Below are 16,069 nucleotides of genomic sequence, written 5' to 3' on the forward strand. Positions count from 1 at the left end.
CAACGTCGAGGGCCGCCGCGGTGGCTGAGCGCACGATGGCGAACGCGACTGGCGGGACTCCGCCTTGGACTCGGACGCTGAATGTGACTGAGACGACATGGGGTCAGTGTACCCGTGAGGCGTACAGTGTTCCCATTGGCGGGAACAGTGTTCCCGAACTCGTGGCGCGCACCCGCGCCCACAGTCCACACAGGGGGATTCATGCCTGATTTTCCGGTCGTGATCGCCGGCGGGGGCACCGTCGGTCTGGCCACCGCCGTCTTCCTCGGCCACCACGGAATACCGTCCCTCGTCGTGGAGCGGCGTCCGGCACCGTCGGTCCATCCGCGCGCACTGGGACTGAGCCCGCGGACGCTGGAGTTCTTCCGGGAGGTGGGGCTCGGCGAACGGTTGGCGGACGTCGCCGTACGGTCGGCCGACCTGGGCCGGGCGGAGGCGCGTACCGTCGCGGAGATCGACCGCAGCGAAGGCGCCGGCGCGCCGGCCCCCGCCGCCCCCTTCCCCGCCTCCCCGGTGATCCCGCTCGGCCACTACCCGCAGGACCGGATCGACTCGGTCCTCCTCCCCGCCGCCCGCGAACGCGGCGCCACCGTCGCGTTCGGCACCGAGGTGACCGCCGTCGAGCAGGACGCCGACCAGGTACGGGTGGCGTTGTCGGACGGACGCACCGTCAGCGCGGGCTATTTGGTGGGTGCGGACGGCGTCAACAGCGCGGTGCGCGGCATGCTGGGCATCGGCACGACGGGCCCGGGCGTCATCGGGGAGACCACCCTGAACATCCTCTTCACCGCCGACCTGGTGGGCCACTTCGGGTCGATGCCCACCATGACGCAGATCGGCCACCCCGACGTGCGGGGAGTCCTGCTGGCCGTGGGCGAACGGCGCTGGGTGCTGCACACCCGGCCCCGGTCGGAGGGCACGCCCTCCGAGGAGGACTGCCTGGCAGCGGTCCGCACCGCGCTCGGCACGGCGGACGTACCGGTGGAGATCCTCAGCGTGCTGCCGTGGCGGGCGACCGTGCGGATGGCGGACCGGTTCCGCGCCGGACGCGCCTTCCTGGTCGGCGACGCCGCCCGGGCCGTCTCGCCGCTCGGCGCGTTCGGCCTGAACACCGGTATGGCCGACGCCCACAACCTGGCGTGGAAACTGGCGATGGTGCTGAACGGGCAGGCCGCGGACCGGCTCCTGGAGAGCTACCACGACGAACGCCATGCCGTCGCGGAGTTGGTGACGCGCCAGGCACTGCTGCGCTGGGAGAATCCGCGGCTGCACTGGGATCCGGCGGCCGTCGCGGAGCGCCGCGCGGTGGGTGGCTGGAACGCCCCGATGGTCACCATGGGCTACCGTTACGACTCGTCCGCCGTCCTCGATCCGGTGGTCGACGTCCCCTCCACCGAGGACGTGGCGGCGAGCCTCGACGGCGCCCCGGGTTCGCGCCTCCCCCACCACTGGCTGAGCGGCCCCGGTGGCTCCCGCGTCTCCACCCTCGACCTCCCCGCCTCCCGCTTCGCCGTCCTGGCCGGCCCGGCCGGTGACGCCTGGTGCGAAGCGGCGCGGAAGGCCGCCGCCGCACGCGGGATGGACCTGCGTACCGCCCGCCTCAACGCCGCCATCGCCGCGGCGCTGCGACTGGCGGACACCGACGCCCTCCTGGTCCGCCCCGACGGCTTCATCGCCTGGCGCTCCCCCGCCACCCCCGCCGACCCGGCCCTCCTGGAAGAGGCCCTGACCGCGATCACGGGGGTGGCTGCGAAGCCGGCGTAGCTCGCGGGGAGACGGGACCCGTCGGCCGCGTATCAGCCAAGCGGCTGGGTGAACCGGATGCGGTTGCCGAACGGGTCGCGCAGGCCGCAGTCGATGCCGTACGGGCGCTCGGTGGGCTCCTCGGTGAACTCCACGCCCTGGGCGAGCAGCGTTTCGTAGGTCTTGCGGCAGTCGTCCGTGGTCAGGATCAGCCAGCCGCCCATGGCGCCCTTGGTGACCAGTTCGCGGACCTGCTGCGCGGTCTCCTCGGACATCGCCGGGGCGCCCGGCTTCTCCAGCAGGATCTGGCGCTCGGGGTGGCCGGGCACGCTGACGGCGAGCCAGCGCATGAAGCCCATGTCGACATCGGCGGCGACCTCCAGACCGAGCTTGCCGACGTAGAAGTCGAGGGCCTGGTCCTGGTCGAGGACGTAGATCTGTGAGTGCGTGATGGCGTTGAACATGGGAATGACGATAGTGACCGGGCCGGTGGGAAACTTATCCAAAACTGCTCAGCTGGTCAGCGGCCCGGTCGGGCGTGCGGACGGTCATCCGCTGGGGCGCGTCCAGGCCATCGTGAAGCAGGTCGGCACGCCCGCGGCCGCCGCTTCCTTGCGGTACGTCCGCGGTGACCGGCCGACGATCTCGCGGAAGGTGCGGCTGAACGTTCCCGGGCTGCCGAAGCCGACGTCGAAGCAGATGTCTGTGACGCTGCGGTCGGTCTCCCGCAGCAGGAACATCGCCCGCTCGACCCGGCGCCGCTGCAGATAGCGGTGCGGCCTCTCACCGAACGTGACGCGGAAGGTGCGGCTGAAGTGCGCCGGTGACACATGGGCGATCCGGGCCAGGGCCGGGACGTCCAGGGGTTGCGCGTAGGCGCGGTCCATCGCGTCGCGGGCGCGCAGCATCCGGCGGTTGGTCTCTTCCACGGGGCTGTTCACGGCACCATCACACCATGGTGCGCGCGGGCCGCCCGTCCCGGGACAAACGTGTGGTTGTGCCGGGCGCGTGCTGGGAGACTGGGACGGTGACGTACGAGAGTGACGGTGGTGCCTGGGGGCCCGTACCAGGCGGTGACGGGACAGGTACCGGGCCGGTGGGGTCCGAGGGGTTGACGGTGGGGCGGGCGGCGGCGCTCGTCGGGGTCAGTGTGAAGACGCTGCACCACTGGGACGCGATCGGGCTGGTGCGCCCGGGCGGCCGGACCCGGTCCGGTTACCGGGTGTACTCCGGCGAGGACATCGGGCGGATCCACCGGGTGCTCGTCTACCGGGAGCTGGGGCTGCCGCTCGCCGAGATCGGGCGGCTGCTCGACGACCCGGAGGCCGACGCCCGCGCCCATCTGCGCCGGCAGCGTTCCCAACTTGTCGAGCGCATCGCGCGCCTGGAAAAGATGGTCGATGCCGTCGACCGCACGCTGGCGGCGACCAACGCCGGGATCCGGCTGACGCCCCGGGAGCAGGTGGAGATCTTCGGCGCAGACTGGGAGCCCGGCCTGGTGGCGGAGGCCGAGGAGCGCTGGGGCGACAGCGCCCAGTGGGCCCAGTACGCCGAACGGGCCGCGGCCCTGTCCGCCGAGGACTGGAAGGACGTCGCGGCCACCACCCACGCGCTCAACGCCGACCTCGCCGCCGCCTGCCGCGCCGGCGTCGCCCCGGGCTCCGACGAGGCCAACGCCCTGGCAGAGCGCCACCGTGCCCTGATGTCGACCTATTTCGACTGCACCCACGCCATGCAGGCATGCCTGGGCCGCCTGTTCACCGACGATCCCCGGTACGCGTCGTACTACGACGCGCTGGCGCCCGGCCTGACGCTCTGGCTGCGCGCGGTGTTCTTCGCCAACGCGGAGGCCCACGGGGTCGATCCGGCGACGGCGGTGTGGGAGTGACCGCGTAGGTGGCGTGCCTGGGCGGCTAGGGGGCGATGATCACCTCGTACCACTCCTTCTCGAGGATGCGGTCCGCGACGACGGCTCGGCCGAGTTCACCGCCCGCCCCCCTGTTCTCGGGCAGCGGCACATGCGCCCGGATGCAGGGCGCGTTATCGCCGTGGGGGCTGGCCCGTACGACATCGACGCGCCACACCCCGGCGGTCTTCCTGGGGATGATCTCCGTGCACTCGGAGCCGTTCGTGCCGCCCTGCACGGAGCTGGCGAAGGGGAACTCGTCGCAGGAGTCGTCCGGGACGCTGGGGTCCTTCTTGAACGGGTCCGGGGCCGCCGTGCACGACTGCCTGCGCTTCTTGGCCGCCTCCGTCTTCCCACCGGAATTGCGCTGCAGCGGCCTGGTCTTGGTGCCGAAGTTGCCGCCCTTGAGGTTGCTCTGCGCCCACCCGTAGGCGATGGCGGCGGCCCCGTAGGCGGATTCGCGGATGGTCACGTTGGCCAGGTGCCCCATCACGATGCAGCCGGGGGTCTGGCCGATCTGCGCATCGCAGCGCAGCTCGTGGCCGTTCCAGGTCACCGGGTTCGCGGGGCTGCCGGGCACGTCGAGGATCTCCCCGAACGATGTGTAGGTGGGGGAGATGAACGAGTAATTGCCGTTGGTGACGGTGGAGGTGAAGGAGAGGTTCCCGGTCTTCTCGTCGCCCAGCGCCAGTTCGACGGGCGCGCCGCCCCAGGCCGGTGCGTCCACGGTGCACAGGCCGCTGCAGGTGGCGGACAGGTCCATCGACACGGTCTTCGCCTCGCCCTCCATCTCGGTGGCCTTGACGGCGATGTTCTCCGTCCACTTCCCGCTGGAGGAGCTCAGGCGGGCGAAGCTCGCGGCCACGACGACGGCGTGGCCTATCTCCTTGCCGCTGGTGTCGAAGGCCCAGATCGTGAACCTCTCGCTCCAGCAGTAGTTGTGCCGGTCGGAGTCCCGGCCGTTGGCGCAGGCACCGTCCGAGACGCCGCGCACGGTGCGCGCGGTGGCAGTGGCAGGGGCGGCGACGGGCACCGCGTCGGCACAGGTCCAGCCGGTGCCCTGGCGGCGTGCCTGGGAGCCCGGGGCGGTGGCCTTGCAGGTGCCGTAGCCCTTGGGGGCGGCCTGGGCGGGTGCGGCGGCGGCCGGTGAGGTGCCCAGGGCGAGGAGGGTCGCGGTGAGGGCGAGTGCGGCCACGGCCGCGAGCAGGCGTCTGAGGCGTTTCAAGGGTGGTCCCCCTCAATCGGTGGTGTACGGGTCCACCAGGGATCGAACCGGTCCGGCGCCTGCGCGCACAGGGGCGGAATAAGCCCATCCGTGACTATTTTTGGCCCGTTGGGGGCTCACACCACCACTGCCGTGGCCGCTACGTTCACCCGTTGACCGAACACACAACCAGGGGGAAAGGGCAACGATGCGCCCCAGAAGACCCGTCAGCCGCATGGGCAGAACGCTCATGGCCTGTGCCGCCTCGGCCGCCGCAGCCACCGTGGGACTCGCCGCCTCACCGGCCGCCGCCGCACCTGCCAAGTCCGCCGCCACGCAGGCCGAGCCCGGTGGTGCCTGCACGGCGGCCGACCTCGGCACACGGCACCCGTTCATCAAGACCTCCGAAGTGACCCCGACGATCACCCACTTCAAGGGCTGGTACGTCACCGCCGGCTCGACGGGTACCCAGACCGTCAGCACCAGCGTCCAGACGACCATCTCGGTGTCCGTCGGCGTCACCGGCAACGTCGAAGGCGGCTTCGCCGTCGAGACGCTCGGCAAAGTCGGCGCGAGCCTGGGCCTGAACGTGCAGGTGAACTACACCTCCACCAGCAGCACGTCGACGTCCGTCACGTGGAACTTCCGCAACCCCGGCTATTACGGTCTCTACAAGGGCACCAAGAAGGTCACCGGTACGTACGGCAGCCTCAACTGCAACCGCGTCCAACTGGGCGACGGCAGTTGGGCGCTGAAGTGGGTCGAAGGGGCCGACACCGGCAGCTACACCACCTTCACCGCCCTCGAGGAAGGCGCGGTGCGCTGCGAGGACCAGGTCCCCGCCAACAGCATCATGCGCAAGGCGCAGGACCTCCTCGACTGCGGCTCCCCCACCGCCACCGCCAAGCACCCGGCCGGGCCGGTCCCCTCGGCGAAGGCCGCCCAGGCCAGGCAGGAAGCCGAGAAGGCCGCCAAGGCCGAGAAGAGCGCGCAGGCCACCGGGAGCCCGGCCCCCGCCACGCGGGCCGCCCTGAACTGCCAACCCGCCGTCTACAAGATCGAGGTCCCCGGCAAGCCCCTGAACTGGAGCGCACCGCTCCTGGCCAGCGACGGCATCCGCCTGCGCGAATCCACCTTCTTCAGCGCCCACCTGGACAACTGGCGGCTGTGCAACGTGACGGAGCGCAACGGGGTCATCGAGGCGTCCCTGTGGAACTGGGGCAACGGCGGGTGCGCCACCGTCCCGGCGAACATCGCCAACCAGGAGCAGGCCTACCTGACGACGGCCACCTGCGCGGAGGACGACCTCCAGCGGTTCTACATCTACCGCGACGTACCCGGCAGCTCGAAGATCGGTGTGCAGAACAAGTACACCGGCTCCATGATGGGCCACGACCGGTACGCGGACGGGGAGTTGATCCGCCAGTACTCCAGCGGCAGGCAGGACGGTACGGGTACGTACACCCTGACCGCGGTCTGACGGCCCCCACCCCGTGAGCGCGGCCCCGCACGTGAACCCCCGGCCTCCCGGTTCCGTGCGGGGCCTTCCGCGTCTCTGACCCTGAGCCCAGCGCTCCCTCTTGCCCTGCCCTCCCCTGCTCCGCCCTCGCTCCGGTCTCCCCCTGGACACGATCTGGCCGGTCGGCTAAATTTCTGGCCATGCGGTCAGAAATTGGTCCGAGTGGCCAGCTCGGCGGGACAACCGGTGGCACCAGCGGCAAGACGGCCGGTGCCGAGCCGCAGCGTTCGCTCATCGAGAAGGTGCGCCGGGCGCAGATCATCGAGGCGGCCATCGAGGTCATCGCGGAACGGGGGTTCGCGAAGGCGTCGATGGCGCAGATCGCCCAACGGGCCGGGGTGAGCAAGGGAGTGATCTCGTATCACTTCGCGGGGAAGAGCGAGCTGATCGAGCGGACCGTCGAGCAGGTCTACGAGGCGCTGGGCAGCTTCGTCCAGTCACGGCTCGCGGGCCAGTCCGGCACGGCTGCCTGGCTGGGCGTCTACATCGGCTCGATCGCCTCGTACATGGCCGACCACCGGACCCAACTCGCCGCGCTGGGCGAGATCTTCGTCCACTTCCGCACCGACGACGGCCAGCTGCGCTACGGCATCGAGTCCAGCGAGCCGCTCTACGCCCATGTCGAGGAGGTCTTCCGGGAGGGGCAGCGCAGCGGGGAACTGCGGGCCTTCGATCCCCGGGTGATGGCGGTGAGCCTTCAGGCCGCCATCGACAACATGTTCGCGTACTGGAGCGCGCACCCGGAGCACGATCTGGCGGCGCACGCCCGCGAGCTCATCGACCTCTTCCGGCACGCGACCAGGGCCCGGCCCGAGAGCGACGGCCCGGCCGCTCCCTGACGCCGCACGACGGCGGGACGGCAGACCGACCACAACACGAAACGGGGGACAGACACCGGTGGCAGACAACCTCGGGCGCGCCGCAGCGCCCACCGGCACCACGGCGCCGACCACCACGCGTCCGCGCCTGCACTACCTCGACAACCTGCGCATCGCCCTGACGGCCCTGGTGGTGCTGCACCACACGGCCGTCACCTACAGCCACATCCCCGCCTGGTACTACACCGAGCCCGCCAAGGACGGCTCCGGGCTGCTGCTGGACGTCTTCCTGATGCTCAACCAGGCGTTCTTCATGGGCTTCTTCTTCATGATCGCCGGGTACTTCACCCCGCCGTCGTACGAGCGCAAGGGCGCCGGCGCCTTCCTCCGCGACCGGCTCAAGCGGCTCGGCATCCCGCTGCTCCTCTTCCTGCTGCTGATCCGCCCGCTGACGGACTTCGGCGGCTTCCTCCACCTCCGTTCCGTGTTCGCCGAGCGCGGCGACGCGCTCCCGTACTGGCTCTACTACCTCATGAGTTGGGACGCCGGGCCACTGTGGTTCGCCGAAGTGCTGCTCGTCTTCGCCCTGTTGTACGTGCTGGCGCGCCGACTGCGCACCCGACGCGCGATGACCGTGCCCACGGTCGATGCCAACGCGCAGTTGTCGCTGTCGCGCCCGTTGCGCGCCGGCACCATCGTGCTCTTCACCGCGGGGCTCGTCCTCGCCACGTACGCCTGGCGCATCGCCGTCCCGACCGGCACCTACGTCCCGTTCCTCGGGCTGCCGACGCCCAGCTACCTGATGCAGTACGCGAGCTTCTTCGCGGTCGGCGTGGTGGCCCGCCGCCGGGGCTGGCCGGAGACCCTGTCCCGCCGCGCCGGGCGCCTGGGATTCGCGGCCGCGGGTGCGGCGACCCTCGCCTACCTCCCCGTGGTCCTCACCGCGCCGGACCGGACGCTCGACGGCCACGGCACCTGGCAGTCACTGCTGGCCGCCGCCTGGGAGTCGGTCTTCGCGGTGAGCATGGTCATCGGCCTGACGGTGGTCTTCCGCGAGCGCCTCAACCGCCAGGGCCGCACGGCCGGGTTCCTGTCGCGGCACGCCTTCGCGGTCTACGTGCTGCACGCACCGGTACTGGTCGGGCTCGGCCACGCCTTCCGCTGGCTGCACGCACCGGCCGCGGCGAAGTTCGCCCTGGTCGCCGTCCTCGCACTGCCGGCCTGCTGGGCCGTGGCCTACGCGGCCCGCCGCCTGCCACGCGCCGACCGGGTGCTGTAGGGCCTGTCTCACAGCACGTACCGGGCGCTGACCGACCGACCCTCAACTCCTCTCTCTTGCAAGGTAATTGGGTCGCGCCCACCACCCCGCGCCCGGTACACAGACACGGTGACGATTCCTCCCCGGTATCCCCCGCGCAGCGTCACCGGCGACGAGTTCGACGCCTGGGCGCGCATGATCGCCGACACGTACGGCGCGGACCGTACCGCGGCCACGCGCGCCCTAGTCGAGACGGTATACGAGCAGGCGCGGGCGGTGACGGTGGGCTGGCCCGACCGGCAGGCCGCTCACTGGCGGGTCCGGCTCGCCGAGCACGACCGGAGCCGCGGTACGGCCGGCACGCCGCGGTGCGCCGTCCACCAGGAACACGACGGGCGCGCCACCGGCTACGCGCTCTACCGCCACCGGACCGACCCGGACCCGCTCGGCGGCAGCGCCCGCGTGCTGGAGGTGCTGGAACTGGCCGCGCTCTCGCGCCACGCATACGCCGCGTTGTGGCGCTATCTCGCCGGGATCGACCTGGTGGCGTGGATCGAGTACGAGGGCGCCCCCGACTGTCCGCCCTCGCCGCCGCGGGCCTGGTCGAGGAGGCCCGCCCCGGCGCGCTGGCCGTGGCGTCCGCCGCGTTCCGCCATGAGCGGGAGCCGTGGTATCCGGGCGGCTGGGCGTTCCCCCCTCTATTGACGCCCCTGACGACCCTGATGACCCTGACCGCAGCTTCATGGCGCGGGGGCGCGGCCGGGGGGCGGGCTGGGGTTCCGCCCGGCGGGGCATGCTGGCCGCATGACGCTCACCACCGCGCTCACCGAGCTGCTCGGCCTGGAACATCCTCTCGTCCTGCCGCCCATGGGCGGCACCGCCGGCGGCGCGCTCGCGGCCGCCGTCTCCCGGGCCGGCGGGCTCGGGATGGTCGGGGGTGGGCGGGGCGGCGCCCCGGACTGGCTGCGGCGGGAACTCGCCCTGGTGCGGGCGGAGACCAGCAGGCCCTGGGGCGTCGGATTCCTGTCCTGGGCCATCGGGCCCGAGGATCTGGCCTGCGCGCTGGAGTACGAGCCGGCCGCCGTGATGCTCTCGTTCGGCGACCCGGTTCCGCATGCCGAGCGGGTGCGGCGGGAATCGGACGCGCTGCTGATCGTGCAGGTGACGGACCTGGCGGAGGCGCGGCGCGCCCTGGACGCGGGCGCGGACGTGCTGGTGGCGCAGGGGACGGAGGCCGGCGGGCACGGCGGCCGGCGGGCGGCGTTGCCGCTGGTGCCGGCGGTGGCCGACCTCGCCGCGCCGGTGCCGGTGCTCGCCGCGGGCGGGATCGCGGACGGCCGCGGGGTGGCGGCGGCGCTGGCGCTGGGGGCGGCGGGCGCGGTGATCGGCACGCGCTTCCAGGCCAGTTGCGAGGCGCTGACGGCGCCCGGGGTGGGGGCGGCGCTGGTCCGGGCGTCCGGCGACGAGACCGAGCGGAGCCGGGTGCTGGACATCGCGCGCGAGGCGGGCTGGCCCGAGCGCTACACCGCGCGGACCCTGCGCAACGGCTATCTCGACCGGTGGCGGGCGCGGGAGGACGAGCTGCGCGGCGACGCGGCGGCGAAGGCGGCGTACCGGGAAGCGGCGGGCAGGCACGATCTGGACGTCGTACCGGTGTGGGCCGGGGAGGGCGTGGATCTGATCACGGATCTGCGGGCCGCCGCCGAGCTGGTGTCCGCGCTGGCGGCGGAGACGGAGGCGGCCCTCGACCGGCTGGCCCGGTTGCGGGGGGCAAGGTGAACCGGATGCGGGGTGCGGGGTGACCCCGATGCCCGGGGGGGGGCGGGGTGACCCGGATGCGGCCGCGTCCGCCGGTCGCGCCACTGAACATGACATTTTGTCAGGACCCGCCGGGCCGCCTCCCTCTTCACAAAAGCACAACCTCGTAGACTCATGTGCAACGCAAGGGAGCCCGGGCCAGAGCAGGCCGACGGGTCCCGGCCCGTCGGGGCTCCCCCTGTGGAACCGCTGTTCTTCGCGTGTACGAGAGGGGTTCCTATGACGACTGTGGAGGGACGTCCGCCGACACCCGCCCGTTTCCGCAAACCATGGCGCCGCTACGGCCGGCTGGTGGTCACCAATTTCTTGCGCGGCGCGTCCTACGCGTGCGGCACCGGCCTGATCGGCCTCGCGGTGTGGTGGGCGGAAAACCGCTAGGGGTGTCCGCAAAGTCCCGCCTGCCGTCCGGCAGAATCGGCGCATGCTGAGTGTTGGTTCGGTGGTCCTGGGCGTGGCGGACGTGCGGCGCGCGGCCGCGTTCTGGACGGCGGCGCTGGATTACGTTCCGCGTGAGGAGATGGCGGACGACTGGGTGGTTCTGGTCCCCCGGGACGGCACCGGGGTGCAGTTGTCGCTCGGTCTCAGCCGGACGCCCGCCCAGGAATACCCGCGCGTGCACCTGGACTTGTACGCCGGGAACGCCGCCGACCAGGCGGCCGAGGCCGAGCGCCTGATCGCCCTGGGCGCCCGGCGGGTCGACTGGGACAGCTATCCGGACGACGCGGACTTCATCGTGCTCGCCGATCCGGAAGGCAATCGCTTCTGCGTGATCGACACCGGGCGCGAGTGAGAGCCGGGAGGAGGCGAGAGCCCGGAAGGGGAGCCGCCCGGGCGGCAGCGAGCGGCCCGGGAGGCTCCCCTCGCCCGTACCCCCATGCCTGAAGTTCGATCACTGTCGTACCATGGCGGTGGCAGGAGGACGCCAGGCGGCGCGGAAGGCCGCGGGCGGCGCGCAAGCGTGCCAGGCACCACGGGAGGACGTCGGATGAGGCGAGAGGTCGGCGGGCGATGACGGCGGGGCAGCGGTGCGGCCGGGACCGGGTGCCGCCGCATCCGGATCTCCGCACGATCACGCTCCAGCAGGTGCTGGAGGCGCTGGTCGATCCGGTGCGCCGCAGTATCGTCCGGCAGTTGCACACCTCCCGGGACGACCTCGCCTGCGGGACGTTCGACCTGCCGGTCAGCAAGTCGACGGCCACCCACCACTTCCATGTGCTGCGCGAGGCGGGACTGATCCGCCAGTACTACGCCGGTACGTCCCGGATGAACGCCTTGCGCGGTGCGGAGTTCGACCAGGCGTTCCCGGGGCTGCTGCGGACGCTGCTGGCGCAGCGCGACGAGGCGTGAGCGAAGGCCCCCGCGGACCGGAGTCCGACGACCGGACCTAGGATGCCTGGCATGGGTGTCTTTTCCTGAGCAGGGCGGTACGGCGCCGATACCAACCGCCGCCGCCATCACTGTCACCGGCCCGGTGAGCACCGGGCTCTCTTCAGCGTGTCCGCACGCTCGGCTCAGGAGACTTTCCCACCATGGCATCGCGTACTGCCGCTCCCCTACTCGACGCCCGTATCGCGCAGTTGCGGCGGATCGCCCGGGCGGAGCCGCGCCTCGAAGGCGTTCTGCTCTACGGGTCCTGGACACTCGGCGAGGCCGACGCCCACTCCGACATCGAGGCGTATCTCTACGTCCGGGACGCGGACCTCGACGGTTTCGACGGGCCGGGCTTTCTGCGCCGGCTGGCCCCGCTCAAGCTGGCGTACACCAACATGTACGGCGTTCTGGCCGTGGTCTTCGAGGATCTGATGCGCGGTGAGTTCCACCTCAGCGCGGCCGGGCCGGGGATCGCGGAGGTGCCCGGCTGGCGCGGGATGGTGCACCTCCCCCGCCCCGAGGAGGCCGTTCTGCTCGACCGCACCGGGCGGCTGACCCGGGCGGCCCGGGAACTGGCGGAGTTCCGGCCGCCGGAGCCCGTCAGCACCGCCCGGCAGCTCATCGACGAGCTGACCAACTGGACGCTGATGCTCGCGCACGTGCTGGCCCGTGGGGAGACCGCGCGGGCGCACGCCCTGCTGCACACCGTCATCGCGCCGCAGCAACTCCAGCTCTGCCGGCTGCTGCGCGAGCGGACCGCGCACTGGCTGACGCCCAGCCGCGCGCTGGAACAGGACCTGCCGGCCGCCGACCGGGACCGCTACACGGCCACCACCTGCGCCGCCCAGGCACCGGCCGTGCGCGCCGCGGCCCGCAGCAGTTGGAGCTGGAGCCGGGAGCTGAGCGCCGAGGCCGCCGGACGGTGGGGCCTGCGGCTCCCGTCCGCGCTGCACGACGAGATCGGTCAACTCCTCGGCAGATAGGGGTTGTCGGAGGGGGTGGTGCTGGCGGCTGTGCCCGTTGGGGCCGCTGAGGTCATCGTGGGCACGCTCTCGCGCCACCCCCGGCGGTGAATTCCGGCCATGCCGCCGCAATGCCGATGGCGGCCGCCGGGCGTCCGTTTACAGTTCCCCGCATGGCTCATGCGCGCCGCGTTCAGCAGGTGGCCAGGGGGCGGACGTTCGCCCGCGCCGGCCGCGGTCATGGTCGCGGCGCCGGCCGGCCCGTCCGCCGGTCCGAGCCGCGCGCACCGCGTACGGCTTGATACGGCACTTCACCGGCGGCGGGAGGAGCGGCATGTCCGAATGGGCGGGGGACGGTTTCGAGGCGGAGCGCGGCGGGGTGGAGCGGGGGCCGGCCGGCCACAGCCACCTGGAGTACGGCCGGGCAGACCGCGCCGTAGCGGATCGCGCCGTGGCGGACCACGCCGGGCCGGGCCGCGCCCTGGCGGCGGAGCCCCCGGCCGGGGACGTGCGGGTGCTGGTGGCCGATCTGGACGGGACGCTGCTGGGCGGTGACGAGGCGGCGCGGCGGCGGTTGCGGCGGGCGCTGGACCGGCACCCGGAGATCACCGTGGTCTTCGCCACCGGCCGCGGTCTGGCGTCGGTCCGTACCCGGCTGGCGCGGGACCCGCTGCTGCCCGCCCCGCGCTGGATCATCGCGGACGTCGGCGCCAGCGTCATCGACACCGCCGGGACGGAGCACACAGCAGGGACACGGGGCCCCGGCAGCGAGCCGAGCCCCGCTATGGAGCATGTCGACGCGCTCGAGGCGGAGTTGCGGGCCGGGTGGCCCGGGTCCGAGCGCGTCCGGGCGGCCTTGCGCGGCTTTCCCGGGCTCGTCCACCAGGACGGGGTCGCGCAGGACGGCCGGTGTTCGTTCTTCCTTCCCCCCGAGTGCCTGACCCCGGAGCTGACCGGAGCGGTGGAGCGGCTGGGCTGCTCCTGGACGTACTCGGACGGGCGCTTCTTCGATGTGCTGCCGCCGCACGCCGGCAAGGGCCAGGCGGTGCGGCGGCTGGCCGACAAGCTCCAGTGGCCGCTCTCGGGAATGCTGGTGGCCGGCGACTCGCTGAACGACCTGTCGCTGTACCGCCTGGGCGCGCACGGCGTCATCGTGGGCAATGCCGAACGGGCGCTCGCGGAACGGGTCCCGGACAGCGCGCTGGTGCACCGGCCCGCGCTCGACGGTGCCGCCGCGATCCTCGACGCCTTGGAGCGCCTGGGCTGGGTGCGGCGCACCGCGCCGGTGGTGATCGGCTACCACCGGCCGCCGGTGCACTGGTCCGGGGGGCGTTGGCGGCGGCCGGCCAGTCCGAACGGGATCCTGCCGACGCTGACCGCCGTCCTCGGCGACCGGTCGGACGGACCGGACGCCGTATGGGCCGCCGCCCTCGTCGGGGACGGCGGGCGGGCGGCGGGGGCGGCGGGGGCGGCGGCCGCCACGGGACTGCCGCTCGCGCTGCTCCCCCTGGCGGCCGGGCGGTGGGCCGGTTACTTCCACGGTGCCTGCAAGGACACGCTGTGGCCGGCGCTGATGTCCCAGCCCCACCTGATCCGCCGTTCCGCGTCCGACTGGGCGGACTACGAGGCCGTCAACGCCGCCTTCGCCGACCACCTGGGCGCGCACGCCGAACGCGGCGCGACGGTCTGGCTGCACGACTACAACCTCTGGCTCGTACCCGGCCTGCTCAAGGCGCGGCGGCCGGATCTGCGCATCGGGCTGTTCCACCACACGCCGTTCCCCGCGCCGGATGTCTTCCGCCAACTGCCGGACGCCGCGCAGCTGCGCCGTTCGCTGGCCCGGCTGGACTGGGCGGGTTTCCACACCGCGGCCGCCGCCGGCCACTTCGGGGGACTGTTCGCCGCCGCGCGCCGCGTCCCGCGGATCGGCGTGCATCCGCTGGGCATCGACCGCGGCGCGGTCGCCGCCCTGGCCCGCGTCCGGGACCGCGCCAGGCAGAAGGCGGCCGGCGACGGCAGTCTGCTGGTGCTGTCCGTGGAGCGCCTGGACTACGCCAAGGCACCGGTCCACAAGGTCCGCGCCGTCGGCGCGCTGCTGGCCCGCGATCCGGCGCTGCGCGGACGGTTCCGCTTCCGCCTGGTGTGCCCGCCGCCGGAACCGGGCATCCGGGCCTACGACACCACCCGCACCGCACTCGAGGCGGCCGTGGCAGACGTCAACGACCGCTGGCGATCCGGGAGTTGGGAGCCGGTCGACTACCGTCCGCGGGGCCTCCCCTTCGCCCAGGTGGTCGACCAGTACCTCGCCGCGGACGTCTTCTGGGTGACGTCCCTGGCGGACGGGATGAACCTCACCGCCAAGGAGTACCTCGCCGCCCGGGACGCCACCGGCCGGCCGGGTGTGCTGGTGCTGTCCCGGCACGCCGGTGCGGCCGAACAGCTGGGCGCCGCCGCCCTGCTCACCGATCCGCACTCGCCGCGTGACCTGGTGCGGACCCTCCACCGGGCGCTGACCATGCCGCCCCACCGGCGGGCGGCCCACACCGCCGAGCTGGCCGCCCTGCTCGGCGACCGGTCCCCGGCCGACTGGGCCCGCGCGGTCCTCGCCGACATCCGCGGCGAGGGCCCGCCGGCTACCCGGTCCCCTTCCGGGCCGCGTAGTGGCCGGGGGTGACGCCCACCAAGCGTTTGAAGTGGCGGGTCAGATGCGGCTGGTCGTAGAAGCCGGCCTCGGCCGCCACCGCGGTCGGCGGCCGGCCGTCCAGCAGCAGCCCGCGCGCCCGCTCGACCCGGCGGGCCATCAGGTACTGGTGCGGGGCGATGCCGAACGCGGCGCTGAACGCCCGTACCAGATGCGTGGGATGGGCGTGCAGCAGGCCGGCCGCCTCGTCCAGGGTCACGCCCTGCCGCACCCGGGCGTCGAGGAGTTCCCGCAGCGCGTGCGCCAGACCGCGCGATGCCTGGCGTGATGCCTGGCGCTCGCGGAGGGCGAGCCTGGGGCGCAGGTGGGCGCGCAGCTGGGCGGCGATGAGGGCGAGCCGGCTCTCGGCCTCCAGTTCGTCGCCGGGGTGGGCCAGCGCGGTGTGCAGCTGCCCGACGCGCCGGCGCAGGAGGGGGTCGGCCAGGTCGGGGCCGTCCACGGCCGGTCCGATGTAGCTCTCGTCCAGCTGCGAACGGTCCAGGTACAGGACGCGTTTGCGGAAGCCGTGCGCGGTGGTCGGGGAGCCGTTGTGCGGGACCTGCGGCGGGAGCAGGGACACGGTGCCGTGCGGGGTGCCGCGCTCGTGGCGGTCCAGGTCGTAGCGGACGGCGCCGTCGTCCACGATCAGCAGCGTCCACACGTCGTGGACGTGCATGGGGTAGGCGTGGGCGGTGAAGCGGGCGTGGAAGACCTCCACGATGCCCGGGACGTTCGGGCGCCATGCGGAGACCTGCTGCCGGACGACCATGCAAAGAACGTACAAGACGCC

16 protein-coding genes are annotated in these 16,069 nt (G+C 72.8%); 12 read left to right on the top strand and 4 right to left on the bottom strand.

Annotation, left to right across the window (positions count from 1 at the left end; all coding sequences use genetic code 11):
• The first annotated feature begins 201 nt into the window (after positions 1–201).
• Positions 202–1,764, top strand: coding sequence for an FAD-dependent monooxygenase (locus tag ADL22_RS11045; protein WP_066976382.1), 1,563 nt, complete (start codon positions 202–204; stop codon positions 1,762–1,764).
• Positions 1,765–1,796: 32 nt separating this feature from the next.
• On the opposite strand, the gene ADL22_RS11050 is transcribed toward ADL22_RS11045, so the two are convergent.
• Together ADL22_RS11050 and ADL22_RS11055 are read right to left on the bottom strand one after the other, a co-directional pair.
• Positions 1,797–2,207, bottom strand: coding sequence for a VOC family protein (locus tag ADL22_RS11050; protein WP_066976385.1), 411 nt, complete (start codon positions 2,205–2,207; stop codon positions 1,797–1,799).
• Positions 2,208–2,291: 84 nt separating this feature from the next.
• Positions 2,292–2,651 (bottom strand): helix-turn-helix domain-containing protein, encoded by a 360-nt coding sequence (locus tag ADL22_RS11055; RefSeq protein ID WP_066976715.1) that lies wholly within the window; start codon positions 2,649–2,651, stop codon positions 2,292–2,294.
• 119 nt (positions 2,652–2,770) lie between these two features.
• Between ADL22_RS11055 and ADL22_RS11060 the strand changes: the two genes are divergently transcribed.
• Complete coding sequence (locus ADL22_RS11060) at positions 2,771–3,631, top strand: MerR family transcriptional regulator (RefSeq protein ID WP_066976389.1); 861 nt, start codon at positions 2,771–2,773, stop codon at positions 3,629–3,631.
• A gap of 25 nt (positions 3,632–3,656) precedes the next feature.
• On the opposite strand, the gene ADL22_RS11065 is transcribed toward ADL22_RS11060, so the two are convergent.
• Positions 3,657–4,874, bottom strand: coding sequence for a NucA/NucB deoxyribonuclease domain-containing protein (locus ADL22_RS11065; protein WP_066976392.1), 1,218 nt, complete (start codon positions 4,872–4,874; stop codon positions 3,657–3,659).
• Positions 4,875–5,088: 214 nt separating this feature from the next.
• Here ADL22_RS11065 and ADL22_RS11070 point away from each other — a divergent pair, with 214 nt between their 5' ends.
• From ADL22_RS11070 to ADL22_RS11110, 10 genes are all read left to right on the top strand, one after another.
• A complete protein-coding gene (locus ADL22_RS11070; RefSeq protein WP_199836267.1) occupies positions 5,089–6,333 on the top strand; it encodes a hypothetical protein in 1,245 nt (414 codons plus the stop codon).
• 179 nt (positions 6,334–6,512) lie between these two features.
• Complete coding sequence (locus ADL22_RS11075; protein ID WP_079064019.1) at positions 6,513–7,211, top strand: TetR/AcrR family transcriptional regulator; 699 nt, start codon at positions 6,513–6,515, stop codon at positions 7,209–7,211.
• Between the two features lie 58 nt (positions 7,212–7,269).
• Positions 7,270–8,469 carry an acyltransferase family protein gene (locus ADL22_RS11080; protein WP_066976395.1) on the top strand — a complete coding sequence of 400 codons (1,200 nt, stop codon included), beginning with the start codon at positions 7,270–7,272 and terminating at the stop codon, positions 8,467–8,469.
• Positions 8,470–8,577: 108 nt separating this feature from the next.
• On the top strand, positions 8,578–9,153 hold the full coding sequence (locus ADL22_RS11085) for a hypothetical protein (RefSeq protein ID WP_066976398.1): 576 nt from the start codon (positions 8,578–8,580) through the stop codon (positions 9,151–9,153).
• A gap of 99 nt (positions 9,154–9,252) precedes the next feature.
• A complete protein-coding gene (locus tag ADL22_RS11090; RefSeq protein WP_066976401.1) occupies positions 9,253–10,227 on the top strand; it encodes an NAD(P)H-dependent flavin oxidoreductase in 975 nt (324 codons plus the stop codon).
• 258 nt (positions 10,228–10,485) lie between these two features.
• Positions 10,486–10,644: a hypothetical protein gene (locus tag ADL22_RS35700; protein WP_199836268.1), complete on the top strand. Its 159-nt coding sequence runs from the start codon at positions 10,486–10,488 to the stop codon at positions 10,642–10,644.
• Positions 10,645–10,687: 43 nt separating this feature from the next.
• Complete coding sequence (locus ADL22_RS11095) at positions 10,688–11,056, top strand: VOC family protein (protein ID WP_066976404.1); 369 nt, start codon at positions 10,688–10,690, stop codon at positions 11,054–11,056.
• 218 nt (positions 11,057–11,274) lie between these two features.
• The gene (locus ADL22_RS11100; RefSeq protein WP_066976407.1) at positions 11,275–11,613 is read left to right on the top strand and encodes an ArsR/SmtB family transcription factor; all 339 of its coding nucleotides are present in this window, start codon (positions 11,275–11,277) and stop codon (positions 11,611–11,613) included.
• A gap of 182 nt (positions 11,614–11,795) precedes the next feature.
• Complete coding sequence (locus tag ADL22_RS11105; protein WP_066976410.1) at positions 11,796–12,620, top strand: DNA polymerase subunit beta; 825 nt, start codon at positions 11,796–11,798, stop codon at positions 12,618–12,620.
• A gap of 313 nt (positions 12,621–12,933) precedes the next feature.
• Entirely contained in the window at positions 12,934–15,273 is a 2,340-nt protein-coding gene (locus ADL22_RS11110) for a trehalose-6-phosphate synthase (RefSeq protein WP_079064020.1), read from the top strand.
• Here the strand turns inward: ADL22_RS11110 and ADL22_RS11115 are convergent.
• A complete protein-coding gene (locus ADL22_RS11115) occupies positions 15,233–16,048 on the bottom strand; it encodes a helix-turn-helix transcriptional regulator (RefSeq protein ID WP_066976412.1) in 816 nt (271 codons plus the stop codon). The genes ADL22_RS11110 and ADL22_RS11115 overlap by 41 nt on opposite strands.
• Between the last annotated feature and the right edge of the window lie 21 nt (positions 16,049–16,069).

Source organism: Streptomyces sp. NRRL F-4489, from assembly GCF_001509485.1.
Taxonomy (GTDB): domain Bacteria; phylum Actinomycetota; class Actinomycetes; order Streptomycetales; family Streptomycetaceae; genus Streptomyces.

Bases quoted from the DNA above. Each gene is read 5' to 3' on its own strand.
- ADL22_RS11045 (WP_066976382.1), top strand. From the start codon at position 202: ATGCCTGATTTTCCGGTCGTGATCGCCGGCGGGGGCACCGTCGGTCTG.
- ADL22_RS11050 (WP_066976385.1), bottom strand. From the start codon at position 2,207: ATGTTCAACGCCATCACGCACTCACAGATCTACGTCCTCGACCAGGAC.
- ADL22_RS11055 (WP_066976715.1), bottom strand. From the start codon at position 2,651: ATGCTGCGCGCCCGCGACGCGATGGACCGCGCCTACGCGCAACCCCTG.
- ADL22_RS11070 (WP_199836267.1), top strand. From the start codon at position 5,089: ATGGGCAGAACGCTCATGGCCTGTGCCGCCTCGGCCGCCGCAGCCACC.
- ADL22_RS11075 (WP_079064019.1), top strand. From the start codon at position 6,513: ATGCGGTCAGAAATTGGTCCGAGTGGCCAGCTCGGCGGGACAACCGGT.
- ADL22_RS11090 (WP_066976401.1), top strand. From the start codon at position 9,253: ATGACGCTCACCACCGCGCTCACCGAGCTGCTCGGCCTGGAACATCCT.
- ADL22_RS35700 (WP_199836268.1), top strand. From the start codon at position 10,486: ATGACGACTGTGGAGGGACGTCCGCCGACACCCGCCCGTTTCCGCAAA.
- ADL22_RS11095 (WP_066976404.1), top strand. From the start codon at position 10,688: ATGCTGAGTGTTGGTTCGGTGGTCCTGGGCGTGGCGGACGTGCGGCGC.
- ADL22_RS11100 (WP_066976407.1), top strand. From the start codon at position 11,275: ATGACGGCGGGGCAGCGGTGCGGCCGGGACCGGGTGCCGCCGCATCCG.
- ADL22_RS11105 (WP_066976410.1), top strand. From the start codon at position 11,796: ATGGCATCGCGTACTGCCGCTCCCCTACTCGACGCCCGTATCGCGCAG.
- ADL22_RS11110 (WP_079064020.1), top strand. From the start codon at position 12,934: ATGTCCGAATGGGCGGGGGACGGTTTCGAGGCGGAGCGCGGCGGGGTG.
- ADL22_RS11115 (WP_066976412.1), bottom strand. From the start codon at position 16,048: ATGGTCGTCCGGCAGCAGGTCTCCGCATGGCGCCCGAACGTCCCGGGC.